We start from the raw sequence: 20,443 nt of genomic DNA on the forward strand, positions 1-20,443 counted from the left end.
CACCATGCGCCGCACATCGCCGTTCGCCATCGCTCTCACGTTCTGCGCCATCACCCTGGCCACGGGCTGCGCGCCCCTGCAGGCGCCGCCCTCCTCCGCAACGCCTGCACTCCATGCCCTGCCCGATGCGCCCCTCACCGCCGCGCAGCGCCAGCAATGGCTGGACCGCGTGACCTGGGGCGCCACCGACAGCGAGGATGCACAGCTGCAGCGCCTGGGCCTCAAGGCCTGGCTGACCCGGCAGTTGCAGCCCGGCCCCCGGCCGCTGCCGCCGCAGGCACAGCAGCGGATTGACCAGCTGGCCATCAGCCAGCGCCCCATGAACGAGGTCTTGCTGGAACTGGAGACCCAGCGCAAGGCCGTGCAGGAGGCGGCATCGGCCGATGAAAAGGCCACGCTGCAGCAGACCTACCAGCGCACGCTGAACCAGTTGGGCAACGATGCCCAGAAGCGCTTCGTGATCCGCGCGCTGTACTCGCCGGCACAGCTGCAGGAGCAGATGACCTGGTTCTGGATGAACCATTTCAGCGTCAGCCTGCGCAAGGCCGATATCCGCGCCTGGGTGGGCGACTACGAGGAGCAGGCCATACGCCCGCATGCGCTGGGCAGCTTTCGCAGCCTGCTGGAGGCCTCGCTGCGCCACCCGGCCATGCTGCGCTACCTGGACAACGCCAGCAATGCGGCAGGCCGCATCAACGAGAACTACGCGCGCGAACTGCTGGAGCTGCACACCATGGGCGTGGGCAGCGGCTACACCCAGGCCGATGTGCAGGAGATGGCGCGCATCCTGACCGGCGTGGGCATCAGCCTGCAGCCGGCCGGCACGCCACCGCCGCGCATGCGCCCCGAGCGCCAGGGCGACTACCTGCGCTCGGGCTTTTTCGAGTTCAACCCCAACCGGCACGACTACGGCCCCAAGACCTTCCTGGGCCAGCCCCTGCACGCACGCGGCATGGCCGAGGTCCAGGAGGCGCTGGACCGCATCGTCGCCTCGCCGGCCACGGCGCAGTTCATCGCGCGCAAGCTGGCGGTGTTCTTCATTGCCGACGATCCGCCGCCCGCCCTGGTGCAGCGCACGGCCCAGGCCTTCACGCGCAGCCGGGGCGATATCGCGGCCACCGTGGCCACGCTGCTGGCCGATCCCGAGGCCGCCCGCTTCGGCCGCAAGTTCCGCGATCCGCTGCACTACGTGCTGGCCGCCACGCGGCTGTCGGTGGACCAGCGCGTGGCGGCCGACGTGGCGCCGGTGCTGGGCTGGGTCAACCGGCTGGGGCAGAACCTCTATGCGCACGAGACGCCGGACGGCTATCCGCAGATGCAGTCCGACTGGGCCAGCTCGGGCCAGATGGCGGCGCGCTTCGAGGTGGCGCGCCAGATCGCCACGCGCAGCGCCGTGCTGTTCCGCGCCGACCCCGCAGACGCGCTGGAGAAGCCGCCCTACCCCACGCTGTCGGAATTGGCCAGCGTGCGCCAGCGCCTGCCGCAGTGGAGCCAGGCCACGCAGGCGGCACTGGCCCAGGCCCGCAATCCGGCGGACTGGAATACCTACTTCCTGTCCGCACCCGAAATGATGTTCCGGTGACCCCCGGGGAGACTGTCCATGCAGCGACGCCACTTTCTGTCCCTGGCCTCCACCCTGCCCTTTGCCGCCCACCTGGGCCGGCTGCAGGCCGCCACGCCCCGGCCAGCCACGCCGCGCCTGCTGCTGGTGTTCCTGCGCGGCGCCTATGACAGCAGCAATCTGCTCGTGCCCACGCACAGCGACTTCTACTACGAGGCCCGCCCCAGCATCGCCATTGCCCGGCCCGGCGAGGCCCGGGGCGCCCTGGCGCTGGACGACCGCTGGGGCCTGCACCCGGTGCTGCAGGACAGCATCCACCCGCTGTTCCAGGCAGGCCAGGCCTGCTTTGTGCCCTTTGCGGGCACGCACGACCTGTCGCGCAGCCATTTCGAGACGCAGGACTCCATCGAGCTGGGCCAGGGCCTGGACGGGCGCCGCAGCTACCAGTCGGGCTTTCTGAACCGGCTGGCCCAGGTGCTGGGACAGGATGGCCGCACGGCGGTATCGCCCATGGCCTTCACGCCCCAGCTTCCGCTGCTGCTGCGCGGCAGCCTGCCGGCCGCCAACATGGCGCTGGCATCCGTGGGCAAGGGCGGCCTGGACGATAGACGCAGCCAGGCCATTGCCGCCATGTATGCGGGCACTGCCCTGGGCCCGGCCGTGCAGGAGGGCTTTGCGGTGCGTGATGCCGTGCAGCGCAGCGTGCAGGAGGAAATGGACCAGGCCGGGCGCAATGCCATCAGCGCACGCGGCTTTGCCCTGGTGGCGCAGCGCATGGCGGCCCTGATGCGCGATCGCTTCGACCTGGGCTTTGTCGATGTGGGCGGCTGGGACACGCACGTGGCCCAGGGCGGCGCCACGGGCGCGCTGGCCGGGCGGCTGGACGAGCTGGGCCGGGGCCTGGCCGGCTTTGCCCAGGAGATCGGCCCCGAGGCCTGGCGGCATACGGTGGTGGTGGTGATCAGCGAGTTCGGCCGCACCTTCCGCGAGAACGGCAACAAGGGCACGGACCACGGCCACGGCACGACCTACTGGCTGCTGGGCGGCGGGCTGTCCTCGCGCGCGGGCGGTCGCATCGTGGGCGAGCAGGTCGAGGTCAACCAGAAAAACCTGTTCCAGAACCGCGACCATCCCGTGCTCAACGAGTACCGCGCCGTGCTGGGCGGCCTGTTCCAGCGCATGTATGGATTGAGCCCGGCCCAGCTGCAGCGCGTGTTCGAGGGCGTCACGCCCCGCGATCTTCAGTTCATCTGACCATCTGGCTACGCTGCAGGGCCTGCAGGGAACGGCAGTGGCGCCGGCACGGCCACGCCGGCCAGCTTGTCGGGGTTGCGCAGCGTGTAGATGCAGCGGATCAGGCCGTCCTCGACCAGCAGCGTCTGCACGGACTCCAGTTCGCCGTCGATGCAGCGCAGCAGGCCCGGCAGGCCGTTGACGCGCGCCAGATGCAGGCTCTGTTGCTGGCCGTTGCGCCGCATGCGGCGCGTGGTGGCGAAGTACAGCAGGGCCAGGCGCCGGCCCGTCTCCAGCACGCGGCCGAACGAGGGCACCTTGCCGCCGCCGTCGCTGATGAGCTCGGCATCGGGCGCGAACAGCGCCTGGATCTGCGCGAAGTTTCCACCCTGCACGGCCTGCGCAAAGCGCTGCAGCAGCGCGGCATGGGCCTCGGGCGGCGCCGCAAAGCGCGGGCGGCCGGCCTGCACATGGCTGCGGGCGCGGTGCACGAGCTGGCGGCAGGCGGCCTCGCTGCGGCCCAGGGCCTGGGCCACCTCGGCATAGTCGGCATCGAAGATCTCGCGCAGCAGGAAGGCCGCACGTTCGTCGGGGGTGAGCTGCTCCAGCACGAACATCAGGGCCGTGGACACGTCGTAGGCCCGCTCCAGCAGGTCTTCGGCCGAGGGCGCGGCCTCCTCGGCCCAGGGCTGGACCAGGGGCTCGGGCAGCCAGAAGCCCTGGTAGTGCTCGCGCTCGGCGCGCAGGCGGCGCAGCCGGTCTATGGCCAGGCGCGTGGTCACGGAGACCAGCCAGGCCTCGGGCTGCTCTATGCCGGCGCGCTCGGCGCCATGCCAGCGCAGCCAGGCTTCCTGGACCAGGTCTTCGGCATCGGCGCGCTGGCCCAGCATGCGGTAGGCCAGGCCGAACAGGCGCGGGCGGTGGCGCTCAAACAGCGCCAGGGGATCGTCAGGGGCGGAGGAGGTCTGCATGCCATCAAGACGCGGGAGCGTGGCGTTTTGTGACAGACAGGGCCGGCATGGTGCTCGGTGCCTTGGTGACTCAGTGGGGCTGCGGAGCCTGCATCACGCTGGGATCGGTATGGATCAGCTCCAGCGGATAGCGGCGGCCGGCCAGGTAGTCCTCGATGCTTTGCATCACCAGCGGGCTGCGGTGCTGGGCTGCGCAGGCCTTGAGTTCGTCCAGCGTCATCCAGACCGTGCGCAGAATGCCGTCGTCCAGCGGCTGGCCGGGCCGGAAGTCGCCCAGCTCGCCCGTGAACGCAAAGCGCAGATAGGTGATGTCCGAACCCGTGCGCGTGCGCACGAAGCGGTTCAGGTAAATGCCGACCAGGGCCGTGGGCACGAAGTCGTGCGCGGTTTCCTCATCGACCTCGCGCACGCAGGCGGCGATGGGCGACTCGGCCGGGTCGAGATGGCCTGCGGGCGTGTTGTAGCGCACGCCATCGGCCGTGTCTTCTTCCACCAGCAGAAAACGGCCATCGCGCTCAATGATGGCCGCCACAGTGACATTGGGTTTCCAGCGATCGGGCATGGCGCGCATTATGACCAGAGGCGGCCAGCACGTCCCCGGCCAAAACCCCATCAACACGCCCTCAACACGCCCTGCCGGCCACCCACGCGACACCGCGCCCTACAGCGGCCGGACCATGTACAGCGCACCGTCGCCATAGCTGTCCAGGCGCTGCTGCTGCAGCGGGTTCGCCAGTGCCTGCACGGCATAGCCATGGCGCTCCCAGTAGCCGCGTGAGCCCTGCACCGACACCAGGGCCGTATGGCGCAGGCCCTCGGCACGCGCCCTGTCCCACAGCGGCGCCAGCAGCGCGCGCGCCAGGCCCTGGCCTGCAGCGTCGGGGTGCACGGCCATGTCGTGCAGGTAGAGGGTGTCGGCCTGTTCCACGGCTTCGAAGTCACCGTGCAGCGGCGTGATCTTGGCCATGAGGCTGCGGTAGGCCGCGAGGTAGGCGCGCACCCGGCCGCCCTGCTCCAGCGCCAGCGAGCAGTTCGCCGCGCTGGCCAGGCGCCGCGCAAAGACCTCGCCGCTCTCGGCATAGTCCGCGCCATAGCAGGCCAGCTGGATGTGCAGCAGATCGGACAGGTCGGCAGCGGTCAGTGCGCGGACATGGAAGCGGCCAGCGAGGGACGGGGGAGAAGACATGGACAGGTCATTTGAGCGGCGATGGCAGGCCCGCCAGGGTAAGCGATGGCCCATGCCCCAGCATGCCCTGCCGGAATCGGTGCTGCCGGTGCGGTCAATCCTTCCAGCGCTCGCGTATGTCTTCCAGCTGCGGGCGCAGGCCGATGAACAGCGGCACCAGGCGCGGGTCGAAATGGGCGCCGGCCTGCTGCTCTATGTGCTCCATGGCGTCGTCCACGGTCCAGGCGTGCTTGTAGGGGCGCTCCGTGGTGAGCGCGTCGAACACGTCGGCCACGGCCACGATGCGCGAGGCCAGCGGAATGTCCTCGCCCGCCAGGCCCTGCGGGTAGCCCGTGCCGTCCCATTTCTCGTGATGGGTCAGCGCAATGCTGTAGGCCATCTGCAGCACCTGGGAATCGTGCTCGCCGATGATCTCGGCTCCGATCTGCGGATGGCGGCGCATGACGGTCCATTCCTCGGCCGTCAGCGGGCCGTTCTTGAGCAGGATGGCGTCGGGGATGCCGATCTTGCCCACGTCGTGCATGGGCGCGGCGTTGAGCAGGTCGTCGGCCCACTCGTCGGTGCAGCCGGCCGCCAGCGCCAACGTCTTTGCGTAGTGGCTCATGCGGATCACGTGCATGCCGGTTTCGTTGTCGCGGTACTCGGCCGCGCGGCCCAGGCGCTGCACGATCTGCAGCCGCGTGCTGCGCAACTCGTCGAGCTTGACCAGCGACAGGTGGTTGCGCACCCGCGCGCGCACCACGGGCGCACGCACAGGCTTGACGATGTAGTCCACCGCGCCGGAGGCAAAGCCCAGCGCCTCGTCCTGCCCGTCCGACAGGGCCGTGATGAAGATCACCGGGATGCGGGCGGTGTCGGCCTGTGCCTTGAGCTGGCGGCACACGGCGTAGCCATCGAGCTCGGGCATCATGATGTCCAGCAGGATCAGGTCCGGCTGGTGCTGTGCCAGCTGCAGTGCCTTGCGCCCGTCCGTGGCGAACGAGAGCCGGTAGTCCTCGCCCAGGATCTGGCGCAGCACATGCAGGTTGGTCGGGTCGTCATCGACCAGCAGCAGGCGCGGGCGCTTGTCCGTTGCCAGTAGATTGGGCGCATTCATGCTCTGTCTCCATCGATCGAGGGCAGTTGCTGCTGCAGCTGCTGGGCGCATTCCTGCGCACGCTCGAAGTCGAAATTATCCAGTGCCTGCTGCAGTGGTTGCAGCTGTTCGGCCGTCAGCATGCGCACCAGGGCCTGCATGGCCTGCCCGTCCAGCTCCCCGCTTTGCAATGCGGCAACGATGCGCTCCAGCCAGGGCCGTGCATCGGCCGGCAGGCAGGACGCGCCGCCCTGCGGCCCGGCATCGGCCACGGGCGGCGCCGGTGCCGTGCCGCCGGGCAGCGCCTGGCCCGCGACCTCGGCCACCGGCATGGCGGCCGGATGGCGCTGGCGCAGCTCCTGCGTCACCGCATCCAGCGCCTGCTGCAACTGGTCGATGAGGGCAAGCAGCTGGGGCTGCGGGGCGCCATCCTGCGCATGGCCTTCCAGGCGCGATGCCAGGCGATATACGGCCTGCAGCCCCAGGTTGCCTGCCGCGCCGCGCACGCGGTGCGCCAGGCCCACCAGGGCTTCGGCCCCCGGGCGCTGCAGGGCGCGGCGCAGGCGATCGGCCAGGTCGAGCTGCTCGTTCAGAAAGCGCCGAATGGCGGCCACCAGCGGATCGACCCGGCCCCACAGCGCAATGCCCGAGGCCCAGTCCACCGTGACATCGGGCAGCCCCGCCTGGGCGCTGGCGGGCGCGGGCGGCCTGGCCTCCTTGAGCGCCACCTGCAGCGACAGCAGCCGCGCGATCTCGGCCTGCAGCCGTGCCATGTCCAGCGGCTTGGAGGCAAAGCCGTCCATGCCGGCGGCGCTGGCGTCGCTGCGGTCCTTCTCCAGCACGCTGGCCGACAGCGCGACGATGGGCACGGGCCGGCGCTGCAGTTGCCGCTCCCAGACGCGGATGGCGCGCGCCGCCGCCAGGCCGTCCATGCCCGGCATCTGCAGGTCCATCAGCACCACGTCGAAGGGCGGCTCCTGCGCCTGCACGCAGCGCAGCGCCTCGGCGCCGTCATGCGCCAGCGCCATCTGGTGGTTCTGGCTGGAGAAGTTGATCTGCAGCAACTCCAGGTTCTCGGGCACATCGTCCACGGCCAGGATGTGCAGCGGCGGCAGGCCGCGGCTGGCCGCGCCGCGCTCGGACAGCGGGCTCTCGCCGACCGGCAGGGGCAGGCGCACCTCGAACACCGTGCCCACGCCCACCGTGCTGTGCAGCTGGATGCTGCCGCCCATGAGCTCGGCCAGCTGGCGCGAGATGGTCGTGCCCAGGCCCGTGCCGCCAAAGCGCCGCGTGGTCGAGGCGTCGGCCTGGGCGAAGGGGTCGAAGATGCGGTGGATCTTCTCGGGCGCGATGCCGATGCCCGTGTCATGCACATCGAGCTGCAGCACGCCCTGCTCGTAGCGCACGCGCAGCAGCACATGGCCACGCTCGGTGAACTTCACGGCATTGCCCAGCAGATTCACCAGGATCTGCTGCACGCGCATGCCGTCGCCACGCAGCGCGGCCGGTGTGTGCGGGTCGTAGTCCAGGCGCAGGTCCAGGCCCTTGCGGTCGGCCGTGATGCGCAGCGACGCCAGAATCTGCTGGCACAGCTCGCGCACCGAGAAATCCTCGATCTCCAGCTCCACCGCGCCCTTGTCGAGCTTGGCCGTGTCCAGGATGTCATTGAGCAGGCGCAGCATGGAGCGCGCCGCGTAGTGCACCGTGTCCAGGTAGCGCGCCTGCGTTGGCTGCAGGGCGGTTTCGCGCAGCGCCTCGGTGAAGCCGATGATGGCGTTCATGGGCGTGCGGATTTCGTGGCTCATGTTGGCCAGGAAGGTGCTGCGCGCGGCGGCGGCCGCCTCGGCATGCTCCTTGGCCAGCACCAGCTCCTGGGCCAGCTTGCGCTGGGCACTGATGTCGGTGAGCAGCTTGACGATCTTGTAGGGCCGGCCATCGGCGTCGCGTATGGGGTTGTAGGTGGCCTGCACCCAGATGCGCCGCCCCTCGCGCCCGCAGCGCAGGAATTCGCCAGCCTGGAACTCGCCCTCGGCCAGCCGGCGCCAGAACTGCACATGCTCGGGCGTGTGGGCATAGCCGGGCTCGCAGAACATGCCGTGGTGGCGGCCCACGACCTCGTCGAGCCGGTAGCCGAACAGGTCCAGGAAATTGCGGTTGGCGCGCAGCACTTGGCCCAGCAGGTCGTACTCGATGGTGGCCAGCGACAGGTCGATGGCGCGCACCGTGCCCTCGAACTCGGCATTGCGCGCGCGCGCCGCCGTCTGGTCCATGATCACGCCGTCGATCCAGGTCAGCTCGTCGTGCTCGTTGAAGACGCCGCGCCCGGTCTCGGACACCCAGCGGGTGCTGCCGTCGCGGTGCAGCAGGCGGTAGTCGGCGTTGTAGGTCTGGCGCCGTGACAGCGAATGCGAGACCGCAGCCTCCAGCCGGTCGCGGTCCTCGGCATGGATGAGCCGGTCCCAGCCCGTGAGTCCGTCCGTGAAGTCCTGCTCCGTCCAGCCGGTCAGCTCCTTGATGGAGCGGCTGAGCAGCAGCGGCGTCCACTTGCCGTCATACAGGCAGCGGAAGGTGGTGCCCGGCACGTTGTTGATCAGGGTGCGGTACTGCTCCTCGCTGCGGCGCAGCGACTGCAGCATCTGGCGGCGCTCGCGGATGTCGGTCACAAAGCCCACGAACAGCGGATCGCCCGCAATCGCCACCCGGCCCACGGCCAGGCGCACGGCGATCTGCGTGCCGTCCTTGTGCAGGGCATGGACATCGCGGCTGGAGCCGAGCAGGCCTGCAAAGCCCGCGGCCAGCTGCTTTTCCAGCGAGCCGCCCTCACCATCGCAGCCCGACGCAGGCATGAGCAGGCTGGCGCTGCGGCCCAGCACCTCCTGCGCCGTCCAGCCCAGCAGCCGCTCGGCCGCGCCGTTGAACGAGACGATGCTGCCGCGCCCGTCGATCATCACGATGCCGTCCACCGCCGTATCCACCACGGCGCGCAGGCGCGACTCGCTGCGCTGGACCTGCCGGTAGATCTGGCGGTAGCGCAGCGTCATGTTGACCGCGAGCACCAGGCCGAAGATCAGCACCACCACGCCCACGATGGAGAACACCAGCAGCGCATGCGTGGGCGCCTCCTGCTGCGCCAGTGCATCGATACCGGGCTTGAGGCGCAGTGCGTACAGGCCCGCATAGTGCATGCAGGAAATGGCCAGGCCCATGACTATGCCGGCCACCAGCGTGGGCCACAGGCGGCCCGTGTTGCCCAGCCGAAAGCGCACCCACAGCGACAGCATGGCCATGGTGGCGGCCACGATCACCGACAGCAGCACGCCCCAGGGGTCGTAGAGCATCAGGCTCCAGGTCTGGGCCGCCGCCATGCCGATGTAGTGCATGGAGCCAATGCCCAGCCCCATGAGCACGCCGCCGCCGACCAGCGCCTGGGCGGACAGCCGGGGCCGCACCATCAGCGTCAGCGCCAGCCAGGACGCCAGCATGCTGGGCAGCATGGACAGCGCGGTGATCCAGGGGTCGTAGTCGCCGAAGGTGCAGGGCACGAAGGCGAGCATGCCGATGAAGTGCATGGCCCAGATGCCGGCGCCCAGGCAGAAGGCACCGGTCAGCACGCCGGTGCGGCGTATCCGGGGCGAGGCGGCATTGCGCGCCAGCCCCGCGATCTGCATGGCCATCATCGACGTGGCCACGGCCACCCCCACCGACAGCGCCACCAGGCCCGGATGCAGCCACTGGAACCACTGCGGATGGGGTGCCCATCCGAGCACGAAGATCTCGTCCCAATTCATGGCGCCCCCCCTGAATGGCACAAGGCCACGGCACCTGCCTGCCCGCCATCGATAGTCTTCATGTCTTTGATAATCATTTTCGATTGGCCGCAGCTATTGATCACACCTAGCATGGAGTCTCATCACGAGAAAAGCCCCGAGGAAAGCACCATGACCCGCATCCGCCAGACCTTGCACCACCACCGCCACACGCTGATGAAAACCGCCAGCTACTACGTCATCCACGTCACGGTGGCGGCGGCCGTGGCCTATGCCGTGACCCGCAACCTCTGGGCCGCGCTGACGCTCAGCCTGCTGGAGCCCACCGTCCAGGCCGTGGCCTTCTTCTTTCATGAAAAGCTCTGGGAACGGGGCCTGCGCCGCCGTGCCGATGCCGCCGCCGCGATGGCGCCGCCCACGGCCGCAGCCTGAGCCTGCCGGGAGCGCGGAGATGAACATGCCCATGCCCATGCCGACACCCATGCAGCCCCTTGGCGCAGACTCATTCGGGAAATGGCTGGCCGAGACCCTGGCCAGGATGGTCGATGGCGGCACGGGCTGAAACCCGGCCCTGCCGTGGCGGCAAGAGAGGTGGACATGGCGGCGCATGGTGGCAAGAACCCGGGAAATGCGAAATCGTTGGTATCAAGGCGCTGCTCGTACGGCCCAGGGCCGACACGGAATCCATGCATGCATGTCGGCGCAATCGGGGCGGACTGAAGCCCTGGCCCCGGCCACAATGCCAAACATTGTCAAGCGCATACGCTGCAAAAACCTGAGCACAAGCTGTGCAAAAACCTGTGCACATCCTGATATCAAATCTGTGATTTTCCTCTTTCCAAGGCTGTGATGAACCCGTTCATCCATGGTGCACGGACAGCAGGGCGTCAATGAACACCCGGGCCGCACGCCCAGGGGCCACGGCATTGCGCCAGACCGCGAAGAAATCGCACAGATAGAAAAAGCGGTGCGGTGCCACGGCCTGCAGCAGGCCCTGGTCCTGCATGGCCTGTGCATAGTGATCGGGCAGAAAGCCCAGGTAGCGGCCCGATCGCACCAGCATGGCAATGGCCTCCTGGTCAAAACCCGTGGCCTGGCGCTGCAGGCCGGCCTGGTGGCTGAGCGCCATGTTGGGTGACTGGTAGCCCAGGCCTGCGAAGGCATGAGCGCCCAGGCTGTCCCAGTCCAGCCCGCCATGGTCGGCGCCATGCAGCGGATGGCCGGGAGCGCAATACAGCTGCATGCGCTCGCCAAACAGCCGGGCGCTGTCCAGCGCGCCCGAACTGGGTGCCGATGGCAGCACGCCCACCTGCCAGCGCCCCTCCATCAGCCCCCGCTCGATGGCCTGGATGGAGGCCACATGCAGGCGCAGATGCAGCTGCGGCGCCTGGTCGTGCAGAACGCCGATCGCCTCGGGAATGCGCGACTGCGGATTGCCCACGGTCTTGTCGAACAGCGCCACGTCCAGCGTGCCGGCCAGCCGGCCATGGATGTCGTCCACCTGGCCCAGGAAGCCTTCCACGCCACCGAGCAGTTGCAAAGTGGCCTCATAGATGCGGTGGCCTTCGGGCGTGAGCGCGAAGCCCGCGCGCCCGCGCCGGCACAGCGTCAGGCCCAGGCGCTCCTCCAGGTCCTTCATATGGCGGCTCAGCGTGGAGCTGCCGATGTTCAGCTCCAGCTCGGCAGCCGACATGCCGCCGCACTCGACCACGGCCTTGAACACGCGCAGCAGGCGCAGGTCCATGTCGCCCAGCTGGCCCAGCGCGGCGCGCGCGCGCCCGTCCCGCGCCGGGCGGCCTGGGGTGCTGTCCATCGAAAAATCCGCCATCGCCCTTCGCCTCCCGGTGCCCGCCTGAACCGGCCACCACTACAGGGGAGCCACTATAGGCGAGCACCAGGGCGGAGACGGCCATGGATTCCCACAATGCGCGCTCTCCGGGCCCGGACCGGCAAACCCCTGCTCACTTGCAGGAATCCGCAAGTGAACCTCGATATCACGCACTTCGAGAAATCAAAAGGCACGATCACAATGGGCCGGTTCCTTTATTTCTTTCCCGGCCCGAGGAGATCACCATGACCCTGGTTCCCACCGAACAAGGCGCTGCAGCCGCCACGCGCACCGATGCCGCCTGGCTTGACGCCCACTGGATGCCCTTCACCGGCAACCGCGAGTTCAAGGCGCGCCCGCGCATGATCACCAGCGCCCAGGGCGCCTACTACACCGATGCCGACGGCCGCAAGATCTTCGACGGCCTGTCGGGCCTGTGGTGCTCGGGCCTGGGCCATGGCCGCCGCGAGATCGCCGAAGCCATCGGCCGCGCGGCCCAGCAGCTGGACTATGCGCCGGCCTTCCAGTTCGGCCACCCGGCCTCGTTCGCGCTGGCCAACAAGATCAAGGAGCTGACGCCTGCAGGCCTGGACCATGTGTTCTTCACGGGCTCGGGCTCGGAGGCGGCCGACACGGCGCTGAAGATGGCGCGCGCCTACTGGCGTGCCAAGGGCCAGGGCGGCAAGACCCGGCTGATCGGGCGCGAGAAGGGCTACCACGGCGTGAACTTCGGCGGCATCTCCGTCGGCGGCATGGTGGGCAACCGCAAGACCTTCGGCCAGGGCGTGGAGGCCGACCACCTGCCGCACACGCAGCCAGCGCTGGGGTCCTTCCACAAAGGCATGCCCACCACCGATGGCCGCGCGCTGGCCGACCGGCTGCTGGACCTGATCGCCCTGCATGACGCCAGCAACATCGCGGCCGTCATCGTCGAGCCCTTCTCGGGCTCGGCCGGCGTGGTGATTCCGCCGGCCGGCTATCTGCAGCGCCTGCGCGAGATCTGCACGCAGAACAACATCCTGCTGATCTTCGACGAGGTCATCACGGGCTTTGGCCGCTGCGGCGCCATGACGGGGGCGGAGGCCTTCGGCGTCACGCCCGACATCATGAACATCGCCAAGCAGGTGACCAATGGCGCCCAGCCCCTGGGCGCCGTGGTGGCCAGCAAGGAGATCTACGACACCTTCATGGCGGCCGGCGGCCCCGAGTACATGCTGGAGTTCCCGCACGGCTACACCTACTCGGCCCACCCCATTGCCTGCGCAGCAGGCGTGGCCGCGCTGGACCTGCTGCAGCGCGAGGACGGCCCGGGCCGCGTGCGCGCGCTGGCCCCGTTCTTCGAGCAGGCCGTGCACAGCCTCAAGGGAGCAAAGCATGTGGCCGACATCCGCAACTTCGGCCTGGCGGCGGGCTTCACCATCGAGTCGCTGCCCGGCGAGCCGGCCCGCCGGCCCTACGAGATCGCCATGAAGTGCTGGGACAAGGGCTTTTACGTGCGCTACGGCGGCGACACCATCCAGATCGCGCCGCCCTTCATCAGCGAGAAGGCCGAGATCGAGCGGCTGGTCAGCGCCCTGGGCGATGCCCTGACGGAAACGAACTGAGCATCTCCGGCACATGAGAAAAGCCCCTGGGCCGTGAGGCCGCAGGGGCTTTTTACATGGCAACGGCAAGGCTGCGAAGTCAGTCCAGCGTGATGCCCGCGTTCTTGATCACATCGCGCCACTTGTCCACTTCCACGCGCAGAAACTGGGCCGAGGCATCGGGCTTGAGGCCCGAGGGCAGCACGCCCATGGCGTCCAGCTTTTCCTTGACCTCGGGCGCGGGCAGGGCCTTGGCGATCTCGGCGTAGAGCCGGTCCACGATGGGCTTGGGCGTGCCTGCGGGCACGGCCGCGAGGAACCAGGCATCGGCCGTGAAGTCCTTGAGGCCGGCCTCGGACATGGTGGGCACGTCGGGCATGGACTGCAGGCGCTCGTTGTGGGCCACGGCCAGGGCACGCACCTTGCCGGCCTTGAGCTGCGCGGCAATCGTCACGGCCGTGAGAAAGCCGAAGTCGGTCTCGCCGGCGGCCAGCGACACCACGGAAGGCGCACTGCCCTTGTAGGGCACGTGGCCGATCTTGACCTTGGCCTGCATGGCATACAGCTCGGCGCCCAGATGGTTGGGGCCGCCCGTGCCCGACGAGGGGTAGTTGAGCTTGCCGGGCTGGGCCTGGGCCGCCGCCGTCAGCTCCTTGAGCGAGTGGAACGGGCTTTGCGCGCCCACGGTGAGCACCAGCGGGCTGCGTGCCACCAGGCTGATGGGCGCGAAGTCGCGCAGCGGGTCATAGGGCAGCTTGGTGTACAGGCCCTTGGCCATGGCCATGCAGCCCACATCGCCCAGCACCACGGTGTAGCCGTCGGCCGGCGCCTTGGCCACCAGGTCGCAACCGATGGTGCCGTTGGCGCCGGGCTTGTTGTCCACCACCACCGTGGTGTGCATGCTCTCGCCCATCTTTTGCGCCAGCAGGCGGCCCAGGATGTCGGTGGAGCCGCCAGGCGCAAAGGGCACGACCAGGCGAATGGTCTTGGACGGATAGCTGCCTGCGCCCTGGGCATGGGCGAGGGGCGCCGCCAGCGTGGCCGCCAGCGCCAGGCCGCCGGCCAGGGCGCGCCACAGGGCAGGGGTACGGGAAGATGCGAAAGGGGTTTGTCTCATGCTGTTGTCTCGTGAGGGGGTGGAATGCGTGAAGGCCGAGCGCGCGGCAGCATACCAGCAGCGGGCGGCGCGAAACGCCTGGCCTGGGCCAGCAATGACCGGCGCGGGACAGTTCAGGAGGCCGCGCGCTTGCGTGCGGCGGCGGGACGCGCCGGCAGTGGCTTGGCGGGCGCCTTCGGAGCCGCCTTTGCGGTGGTCTTCGCGACGGCTTTTGCGGCGGTCTTTGCGGCCGGCCTTGCCGTTGTTGTTGGCGCTGCTTTTGCTGCCGGTTTCGGTGCCTTTTTTGGTGCAGTCCTTGGCACTGCCATCGCAGGCTTTTCCACCGGCTGCACGGCACGTTGCGGACGCGGGCTGCGCAGGCTGTCGGCATCCAGGATGAGCCGCCCCTGGATGCGGCCCTTCATGCGTTTGACGCTGCTGGCCGCGTCCCGCATGTGCTGCTGCATCAGCGCATGCACCTTCACGGCATCGCGTTCGCGTGCGGCCTGCACGATGTCGCGGTGGATCCGGGCATTGGCCTCGCCAAAGCGCCGGTGCTCGGACTGGGGCGTGCGGTTGGCGAAGACGATGAGCTGGCGAATCATCTCGTTGATGAGCTCGCAGGTGAAGCGCAGGAAGGGGTTGGGATTGGCTGCTGCAAGGATGTCGTGGAAGTTCACGTCCTCGCGCCGCTGGCTGACCAGGTCCTCGCTGCTTTGCGTGGGGTCGCAGCAGGCGATGCTGTGCTCCAGCGCGTCGAAATCCGCCTCGGTCAGATGGGGCACGGCGCCTGCCGCCAGCTCGGGCTCCAGCATCTGGCGCACCGTGTAGATGTCGTCGATGGTCACCTCCTGGAAGAACAGGTAGTTCTGCATGAACTGCAGCGTGCGGTCCAGCGGCACCTCGACGACCGTGCCACCGCCCGAAGGGCCGGTGGAGATGGTGATCAGCCCCTGCACTTCCAGCGATTTGAGGGCCTCACGGATCGTGCCCTTGCTGACCTGGAACTGTGCCTGCAGCTCGCTTTCACGCGGCAGGCGGTCGCCGGGGCTGAGGTTCTTTTCGGTGATCAGGCGCTTGATTTCCTGGGCCACGAGATCCGGGCGCTTGAGCTGCCGGATTGCCAGGGAGGGCGACTTGGGTGTATCCATTGTTGTGTTCTCCGGAAGGGCACCGGATCGTGTCCGCGCCCAGTCTGAATGCGGGTTTGGTGCAGTATGCACCGCCATGGCGCGTGGCCGTGCCCGCCTAGGGTTAGCACGCGCCCTATTTCTTCTATTTATCACTATAAATATGAATCAAGGAGCCTGCACGCACCCATTTCGACTGGCATGCAACTTGCTCTGAAAAGAGTACCCGGGCCGCCGCGCCTTCAGTTCCCATCACGGAGATCCCATGCAACGTCGTCACCTCCTGCAACTCTCGGCACTGGGCGCATTGCCCGCATCGCTGGGCCTGGGCCGCAGCGTCTGGGCGCAGTCCAAGGACAGCATCCAGTTCGCCTGCCCCGTGCCCATGTCGGGCGCCTTCGCGGCCAACGGCAAGTACGCGGATCTGGGCATGAAGCTGGCCATAGAGCAATACGGCAAGGCGCTGGGCCGCCCGCTGGCCTACACCGTGCTGGACACCGAGGGCAAGCCCGCCACGGCCGTGCGCAAGCTGCAGGAGTCTTCGCAGCAGCAGGGCACGCGCTTCTTCGCAGGCGGCATCCTGTCGTCGGAGGCGCTGGCCATGGGCAAGGAGGCCGAGAAGGCCGGCGGCATCTTCATCACCACCGCAGGCGCCGACGAGATCACGGGCAAGGACTGCAACAGCGCCACCTTCCGCTGGTCGGCACCCACCTTCGGCGCCATCGAGCAGACCGTGCGCCCGCTGGTCGAATCCCTGCCCAAGGCCAAGCGCTGGTACACCATCACGCCGCAGTACGTGTTCGGCGACGGCCTGCTGACGGCGGCCAAGAACATCTTCAAGGAAAAGGGCATCGAGCATGTGGGCAACAGCTACCACTCGCTGACCGAAAAGGAGTTCAGCGGCTACCTGACCAATGCCGTGGCCGCCAAGCCCGACGTGCTGCTGCTGCTGAACTTCGGCGCCCAGTCCTCGGACACGCTGCGCCAGGCCATCAGCTTCGGCATGAACAAGAACATGACCATCCTGATCGCCTGGGCCTCGGGGCTGGAGCAGTTCGAATCGCTGGGCGCCGACCTGTGTGACGGCGTGTACTTCGGCGCCCAGTACTGGCACACGGTGGACACGCCGCTCAACCGCGATCTGGTGCAGCGCTGCAACGACAAGTTCAAGGCCAATCCCAACTACAGCCTGGCCGGCCACTACATCTGCACCAAGCTGATGATCGACGCCATCATCAAGGCCGGCACGGCCGACCCCAAGGCCGTGGTCGCCGCGCTGGAAGGCATGAAGTACCAGGGCCTGACGGGCGAGGAAGAGGTGCGCAAGGCCGACCACCAGGTGCTCAAGAGCTACTACCTGCTCAAGGGCAAGGCCAAGTCCAAGATGAAGAACAAGGACGACTACGTGGATGTGGTCAGCTCAGGCAAGTCCTTCCTGCCCGTAGACCAGACCGGCTGCAAGCTGGTTTAGGGCTCCCCCTGAGGCGCTGCGCGCCTTCCCCCTCTCTCGCTTCGCGGGAGGGGGACGACACCCTCGGTGCGGGGCGGCCCTTCCTCGGTGTCCCTCACTTAGGTCGCGCCAGTTTCATAGGCACAGCACCATGACCGGCGTGCTTCAGAGCCACCGGGCACTTCGCCTCCTTCGTCCATCGTTTCGGACCCTGTATGAGCATCTATCTGCTTCAGACCATCAACGGGATCGGCATAGGCATGCTGTATTTCCTGTTGGCCGTGGGCCTGTCCATCGTTTTCGGCCTGCTGCGTTTCGTGAATTTCGCGCACGGTGCCTTCTACCTGCTGGGCGCCTATTTCTGCTACCAGATGACGCGCTGGGGCATGAGTTTCTGGCTGTCCCTGGTCGTGGTGCCGCTGGCCGTGGGCGCGCTGGGCTGGCTGGTGGAAAAACTCATGCTGCGCCATGTGTATGCCAAGGCGCATGAGTTCCACATCATCGTCACCGTGGGCTTGGCCCTGGTGGTGCAGGAGCTGGTGATCGTGCAATGGGGCCCGCTGGGCGACAGTGTGGCCGTGCCCGATCTGCTGCAGGGCGTGGTGATGTGGGGCAGCTTCGTCTATCCCAAGTACCGGCTGTTCGTGATCGGCTTCACCGCCGTGCTGGCCGTGCTGCTGTGGTGGCTGCTGGAGGGCACGCGGCTGGGCAGTGCGGTGCGCGCGGGCAGCGAATCGACCGAGATGGTGTCCCTGCTGGGCGTGAACGTGCTGCGCATCTTCAGCCTGGTGTTCGCGCTGGGCGCGGCCACGGCGGCGCTGGCCGGCGTGCTGGCCGCACCCATACGCGGCGCCGAGCCCTTCATGGGCGTGGAGGCGCTGGGCGTGGCCTTCGTGATCGTGGTCGTGGGCGGGCTGGGCAGCTTCGGCGGCGCCCTGGTCGGCGGCCTGCTGATCGGCATCGTGCAAAGCGTGATGAGCACGCTGTGGCCCGAGGGCGCGCGCCTGATGATCTACGTGGCCATGGCCGCCGTGCTGCTGCTGCGACCCCATGGCCTTCTGGGCCGCAAAGGATGAAGACCATGACCAGGCATTCCCATCTCCTTCTCGCGCTGGCCATCGTGGTGGCCATGCCGCTGTGCATGCAGTCGGGCTCGCTGGCCAGCGAGGTGCTGATCTTCGGCCTTGCGGCCATGGGCTGCAATCTGCTGCTGGGCTACACGGGGCTGCTGTCCTTCGGGCAGGGCATCTTCTTCGGCCTGGGCAGCTACACCATCGCCCTGCTGCTGACGCGCTGGCCCCTGCCCATGCCGCTGGCCCTGCTGGCCGCCACGGCCATGGGGGCCGTGGGCGCGGCCATCGTCGGCTGGGTGGCCATACGCCAGCGCGGCACCTACTTCGTGATGCTCACCCTGGCGTTTGCGCAGATGTTCTATTTTCTGGCCTACTCGGCCACGGACATCACCGGCGGCGACAACGGCCTGCTCGATGTGCCCCGCCCCGCCCTCGCGGTGGCCGGCCAGACGCTGTGGCCGCTGGCCACGCCCTGGCAGTACTACGGCTTTGTGGCCGTGCTCTTTCTGGTGGTGTTCTGGCTGCTGCGCCGCGTCTGCGACTCCATGTTCGGCCGCACCCTGCTGGCCGTGCGTGACAACGAGGAACGCGCCGCCGCCGTGGGCTACGACCTGAGGCTGCTGAAGCTGCAGGCCTTCGTGATCTCGGGCGCCGTGACGGGCCTGGCCGGCGCGCTGCACGCCATGATGACGGGCATCGCCCCGCTGTCCAACGCCGAGTACCACACCAGCGAAATGATCCTGGTGATGACCGTGATCGGCGGCACGGGCAACCTGCTGGCCTCGGTGCTGGGCGCGGCCTTCTATGTGCTGCTGGGCGACTGGCTGTCCACCCTGTGGCCGCGCTGGCTGCTGCTGCTGGGCGTCGTGCTGATGATCGTGAGCCTGGGCCTGCAGCGCGGCCTGTGGGGCCTGGGCGAGAGCCTGTGGGCCCTGGTGCGCCGCAAAGGGCCGGCAGATGCCGAGGCGGCCGCTGCACAAACCAAAGGAGGCCAGGCATGAGCGCCGCAGCATCTCCCATCCTGCTCGAAGCCGTGGGCGTCGAGAAACGCTATGACAAGTTCGTCGCCCTGGGCGGCGTGGACCTCAAGGTGCGCGCCCATACCGTTCATTCGGTGATCGGCCCCAACGGCGCGGGCAAGACCACCCTGTTCCACATGCTCACGGGCACCAAGAGCGTGAGCGGCGGGCGCATCGTCTTCGACGGCCACGACGTGACGCGCGAGCCCGACCACCGACGCGTGCGCCGTGGCATGGCACGGTCCTTTCAGGTCACCAGCCTGTTCCTGACCCTGCCCGTGCGCGAGAACCTGCGCCTGGCCGCACAGGGCGTGGCCCCCGCCAGGGCGTTGGACTGCTGGAACGCGCCCGTGGGTGCTCGCGCCCTGGCCGATACCGTGGCCAGCGTGCTGTCGCGCCTGGGCCTGGAGCGCCATGCGGACACGCCGGCCGGCAACCTCTCGCACGGCCAGCAGCGGCGGCTGGAGGTGGGCATGGCCCTGGCCGCACGGCCCAAGGCCATCTTCCTGGACGAGCCGACCTCGGGCATGGGCATCGACGACCTGGACGAGATGAAGCGCCTGATCCAGGGCCTCAGGGACGAGCACACCGTGGTCCTCATCGAGCACAACATGAACATCGTCATGGACATCTCCGACACCATCACCGTCATGCAGCAAGGCCGCGTGCTGGCCGAAGGACTGCCCCACGAGATCCGCGCCGACGAGCGCGTGCGCAGCGCCTATCTGGGCAACATGATCACGGGAGGAAAGGCATGAGCGGTCCCCTGCTTTCGGTCGAGGGCATACACGCCCACTACGGCAAGAGCCATGTGCTGCAGGGCGTGTCGCTGCAGGTGCAGGACGGCGAGCTGGTCACGCTGCTGGGCCGCAACGGCGCGGGCAAGACCACCACGCTCAAGTCCATCGCGGGGGTGATGCAGCCCTCGCAGGGGCAGATCCGCTTCGGCGGCGAACCCGTGCACCGGCTGGCCACGCACCAGGTGGCCCAGCGCGGCATCTGCCTGGTGCCAGAGCACCGCGGCATCTTCAAACTGCTCACGGTGGAGGAGAACCTGCTGCTGGGCCAGCGCAAACGCTCGCCCTGGCAACTGGCCGACATCTACCGCATCTTCCCGCGCCTCAAGGAGCGGCGCGGCAACGGCGGCGGCCAGCTGTCGGGCGGCGAGCAGCAGATGCTGGCCATAGGCCGCGCCCTGATGAACGCGCCGCGCCTGCTCATGCTGGACGAGCCCGTCGAGGGCCTGGCGCCCGTGATCGTGGAGGAGATCGTGGCCCAGCTCAAGACCATCAAGGCCGCTGGCGTGGCGATCTTGCTGGTGGAGCAGAACCTGGAGGTCTGCACCCAGCTGGCCGACCGCCACTACATCATCGAACAGGGTGCGATTGCGCACGAGGCAGGCAATGCCGCTTTCCTGGCCGATGACGCCATCAAGGACCGGTATCTCGGTGTAGGGATCGCCTGATCCACC

General features: G+C 68.3%; 17 protein-coding genes. 9 read left to right on the forward strand and 8 right to left on the reverse strand.

The features are described from left to right. The first annotated feature begins 4 nt into the window (after positions 1-4). The gene (locus tag IB269_RS23880; protein WP_192368500.1) at positions 5-1,582 is read left to right on the forward strand and encodes a DUF1800 domain-containing protein; all 1,578 of its coding nucleotides are present in this window, start codon (positions 5-7) and stop codon (positions 1,580-1,582) included. A gap of 18 nt (positions 1,583-1,600) precedes the next feature. Further along, entirely contained in the window at positions 1,601-2,815 is a 1,215-nt protein-coding gene (locus tag IB269_RS23885) for a DUF1501 domain-containing protein (protein WP_180318412.1), read from the forward strand. Between the two features lie 8 nt (positions 2,816-2,823). Here the strand turns inward: IB269_RS23885 and sigJ are convergent, their stop codons facing one another. From sigJ to IB269_RS23910, 5 genes are all read right to left on the reverse strand, one after another. Beyond that, positions 2,824-3,765, reverse strand: coding sequence for an RNA polymerase sigma factor SigJ (sigJ, locus tag IB269_RS23890; RefSeq protein ID WP_192368501.1), 942 nt, complete (start codon positions 3,763-3,765; stop codon positions 2,824-2,826). A gap of 70 nt (positions 3,766-3,835) precedes the next feature. Continuing rightward, positions 3,836-4,336 carry an NUDIX hydrolase gene (locus IB269_RS23895; RefSeq protein WP_012207810.1) on the reverse strand — a complete coding sequence of 167 codons (501 nt, stop codon included), beginning with the start codon at positions 4,334-4,336 and terminating at the stop codon, positions 3,836-3,838. A 90-nt stretch (positions 4,337-4,426) separates the two neighbouring features. Next, positions 4,427-4,951, reverse strand: a complete 525-nt coding sequence (locus IB269_RS23900; protein ID WP_099732635.1) for a GNAT family N-acetyltransferase — start codon at positions 4,949-4,951, stop codon at positions 4,427-4,429. 94 nt (positions 4,952-5,045) lie between these two features. Next, positions 5,046-6,047, reverse strand: a complete 1,002-nt coding sequence (locus IB269_RS23905) for an HD-GYP domain-containing protein (protein WP_012207812.1) — start codon at positions 6,045-6,047, stop codon at positions 5,046-5,048. Beyond that, the gene (locus IB269_RS23910; protein ID WP_192368502.1) at positions 6,044-9,814 is read right to left on the reverse strand and encodes a PAS domain S-box protein; all 3,771 of its coding nucleotides are present in this window, start codon (positions 9,812-9,814) and stop codon (positions 6,044-6,046) included. The genes IB269_RS23905 and IB269_RS23910 overlap by 4 nt, the downstream gene beginning before the upstream one ends. 150 nt (positions 9,815-9,964) lie before the next feature. Between IB269_RS23910 and IB269_RS23915 the strand changes: the two genes are divergently transcribed. Then, positions 9,965-10,225 carry a DUF2061 domain-containing protein gene (locus IB269_RS23915; protein ID WP_013804781.1) on the forward strand — a complete coding sequence of 87 codons (261 nt, stop codon included), beginning with the start codon at positions 9,965-9,967 and terminating at the stop codon, positions 10,223-10,225. Positions 10,226-10,652: 427 nt separating this feature from the next. On the opposite strand, the gene IB269_RS23920 is transcribed toward IB269_RS23915, so the two are convergent. Next, positions 10,653-11,621, reverse strand: coding sequence for a LysR family transcriptional regulator (locus IB269_RS23920; protein ID WP_063328572.1), 969 nt, complete (start codon positions 11,619-11,621; stop codon positions 10,653-10,655). A 245-nt stretch (positions 11,622-11,866) separates the two neighbouring features. Between IB269_RS23920 and IB269_RS23925 the strand changes: the two genes are divergently transcribed. Further along, entirely contained in the window at positions 11,867-13,225 is a 1,359-nt protein-coding gene (locus tag IB269_RS23925) for an aspartate aminotransferase family protein (RefSeq protein ID WP_013804783.1), read from the forward strand. A gap of 79 nt (positions 13,226-13,304) precedes the next feature. Here the strand turns inward: IB269_RS23925 and IB269_RS23930 are convergent, their stop codons facing one another. Beyond that, positions 13,305-14,321 (reverse strand): Bug family tripartite tricarboxylate transporter substrate binding protein, encoded by a 1,017-nt coding sequence (locus tag IB269_RS23930; RefSeq protein WP_013804784.1) that lies wholly within the window; start codon positions 14,319-14,321, stop codon positions 13,305-13,307. Between the two features lie 113 nt (positions 14,322-14,434). Beyond that, positions 14,435-15,451, reverse strand: a complete 1,017-nt coding sequence (locus IB269_RS23935; protein ID WP_192368503.1) for a FadR/GntR family transcriptional regulator — start codon at positions 15,449-15,451, stop codon at positions 14,435-14,437. A 244-nt stretch (positions 15,452-15,695) separates the two neighbouring features. Between IB269_RS23935 and IB269_RS23940 the strand changes: the two genes are divergently transcribed. The 5 genes from IB269_RS23940 (at position 15,696) to IB269_RS23960 (ending at position 20,437) form a co-directional block, all read left to right on the forward strand. Then, the gene (locus IB269_RS23940) at positions 15,696-16,901 is read left to right on the forward strand and encodes an ABC transporter substrate-binding protein (protein ID WP_096914536.1); all 1,206 of its coding nucleotides are present in this window, start codon (positions 15,696-15,698) and stop codon (positions 16,899-16,901) included. A gap of 194 nt (positions 16,902-17,095) precedes the next feature. After that, positions 17,096-17,956 (forward strand): branched-chain amino acid ABC transporter permease, encoded by an 861-nt coding sequence (locus tag IB269_RS23945; RefSeq protein ID WP_012207821.1) that lies wholly within the window; start codon positions 17,096-17,098, stop codon positions 17,954-17,956. 5 nt (positions 17,957-17,961) lie between these two features. Next, the gene (locus IB269_RS23950; protein ID WP_192368504.1) at positions 17,962-18,954 is read left to right on the forward strand and encodes a branched-chain amino acid ABC transporter permease; all 993 of its coding nucleotides are present in this window, start codon (positions 17,962-17,964) and stop codon (positions 18,952-18,954) included. Further along, complete coding sequence (locus IB269_RS23955) at positions 18,951-19,730, forward strand: ABC transporter ATP-binding protein (RefSeq protein WP_012207823.1); 780 nt, start codon at positions 18,951-18,953, stop codon at positions 19,728-19,730. The genes IB269_RS23950 and IB269_RS23955 overlap by 4 nt, the downstream gene beginning before the upstream one ends. Beyond that, positions 19,727-20,437 carry an ABC transporter ATP-binding protein gene (locus IB269_RS23960; RefSeq protein ID WP_013804788.1) on the forward strand — a complete coding sequence of 237 codons (711 nt, stop codon included), beginning with the start codon at positions 19,727-19,729 and terminating at the stop codon, positions 20,435-20,437. The genes IB269_RS23955 and IB269_RS23960 overlap by 4 nt, the downstream gene beginning before the upstream one ends. Positions 20,438-20,443 lie beyond the last annotated feature (6 nt).

The sequence above is a fragment of the Delftia sp. DLF01 genome, from assembly GCF_014852125.1.
Classification (GTDB): domain Bacteria; phylum Pseudomonadota; class Gammaproteobacteria; order Burkholderiales; family Burkholderiaceae_C; genus Comamonas; species Comamonas acidovorans.

Coding starts and splice junctions, on each gene's coding strand:
- IB269_RS23900 (WP_099732635.1), bottom strand. CDS start 4,951: ATGTCTTCTCCCCCGTCCCTCGCTGGCCGCTTCCATGTCCGCGCACTG.
- IB269_RS23880 (WP_192368500.1), top strand. CDS start 5: ATGCGCCGCACATCGCCGTTCGCCATCGCTCTCACGTTCTGCGCCATC.
- IB269_RS23955 (WP_012207823.1), top strand. CDS start 18,951: ATGAGCGCCGCAGCATCTCCCATCCTGCTCGAAGCCGTGGGCGTCGAG.
- IB269_RS23885 (WP_180318412.1), top strand. CDS start 1,601: ATGCAGCGACGCCACTTTCTGTCCCTGGCCTCCACCCTGCCCTTTGCC.
- IB269_RS23895 (WP_012207810.1), bottom strand. CDS start 4,336: ATGCGCGCCATGCCCGATCGCTGGAAACCCAATGTCACTGTGGCGGCC.
- IB269_RS23925 (WP_013804783.1), top strand. CDS start 11,867: ATGACCCTGGTTCCCACCGAACAAGGCGCTGCAGCCGCCACGCGCACC.
- IB269_RS23940 (WP_096914536.1), top strand. CDS start 15,696: ATGCAACGTCGTCACCTCCTGCAACTCTCGGCACTGGGCGCATTGCCC.
- IB269_RS23910 (WP_192368502.1), bottom strand. CDS start 9,814: ATGAATTGGGACGAGATCTTCGTGCTCGGATGGGCACCCCATCCGCAG.
- sigJ (WP_192368501.1), bottom strand. CDS start 3,765: ATGCAGACCTCCTCCGCCCCTGACGATCCCCTGGCGCTGTTTGAGCGC.
- IB269_RS23935 (WP_192368503.1), bottom strand. CDS start 15,451: ATGGATACACCCAAGTCGCCCTCCCTGGCAATCCGGCAGCTCAAGCGC.
- IB269_RS23960 (WP_013804788.1), top strand. CDS start 19,727: ATGAGCGGTCCCCTGCTTTCGGTCGAGGGCATACACGCCCACTACGGC.
- IB269_RS23920 (WP_063328572.1), bottom strand. CDS start 11,621: ATGGCGGATTTTTCGATGGACAGCACCCCAGGCCGCCCGGCGCGGGAC.
- IB269_RS23915 (WP_013804781.1), top strand. CDS start 9,965: ATGACCCGCATCCGCCAGACCTTGCACCACCACCGCCACACGCTGATG.
- IB269_RS23930 (WP_013804784.1), bottom strand. CDS start 14,321: ATGAGACAAACCCCTTTCGCATCTTCCCGTACCCCTGCCCTGTGGCGC.
- IB269_RS23945 (WP_012207821.1), top strand. CDS start 17,096: ATGAGCATCTATCTGCTTCAGACCATCAACGGGATCGGCATAGGCATG.
- IB269_RS23905 (WP_012207812.1), bottom strand. CDS start 6,047: ATGAATGCGCCCAATCTACTGGCAACGGACAAGCGCCCGCGCCTGCTG.
- IB269_RS23950 (WP_192368504.1), top strand. CDS start 17,962: ATGACCAGGCATTCCCATCTCCTTCTCGCGCTGGCCATCGTGGTGGCC.